This is a genomic window from Vibrio sp. 2134-1 (genome assembly GCF_033339495.1).
This window is the reverse complement of record NZ_JAWOUS010000592.1, coordinates 1-625: the sequence shown is the minus strand read 5'-3', so window position 1 is coordinate 625 and position 625 is coordinate 1. Positions and strand designations below refer to the sequence as shown.

Sequence of the window (625 nt, the reverse complement as noted above, 5' to 3'; positions counted from 1 at the left end):
CAGATGCCATCCAAGCCGCAAGGTTTGGTTCGCTTAGCCTTGTATCAAAAGCTGATCGATAGCATTCCATATGGTGAAAGTGTTGGCTATCCAACTGTGGCCATTGGTGGCATTGACCAATCAAACGCAGAGCAAGTTTGGCAATGTGGCGTGTCCAGTTTAGCGGTGGTTCGTGCGATTACCTTGTCCGAATCGCCGAAACAAGTGATTGAGTTTTTCGACCAACTGATGAGCACAACGAGCACGTCATTGGTCATGGAGGACTATCGTGCTTACTGATCAAGAATTCATTCGTTATCAGCGTCAAGTTTCGTTACCTGAAATCGGAGAATCGGGCCAAGCTCGTCTTGGTCAATCTCATGTGTTGCTCATTGGCTGTGGTGGGTTGGGTAGTGCAGCAAGTTTGTATCTCGCGGCAGCTGGCGTGGGTAAGTTGGTTGTGATTGATGATGACCGTGTCGACAGCAGCAATTTGCAGCGCCAGGTTATCTATCGTGAAGGCGACATCGAACTGGCGAAAACCGAGGCGATGGCTCAGCAGCTTCGTCATCTCAATTCAATGGTTCAGGTACGCACGATTACCAAGCGTCTCGACCAAGCTCAGTTACAACTCGAAGTCATGTTG

General features: G+C 49.3%; 2 protein-coding genes. Both read left to right on the top strand.

What is annotated here, in order from left to right; all coding sequences use genetic code 11:
* Window positions 1-279, top strand: a 279-nt coding sequence (locus R7R78_RS27420) for a thiamine phosphate synthase (RefSeq protein WP_225474768.1), incomplete at its 5' end; no start/stop codon positions are given.
* The coding region (locus tag R7R78_RS27415; RefSeq protein ID WP_225474767.1) for a ThiF family adenylyltransferase at window positions 269-625 on the top strand (357 nt) is incomplete at its 3' end. The genes R7R78_RS27420 and R7R78_RS27415, both read left to right, overlap by 11 nt.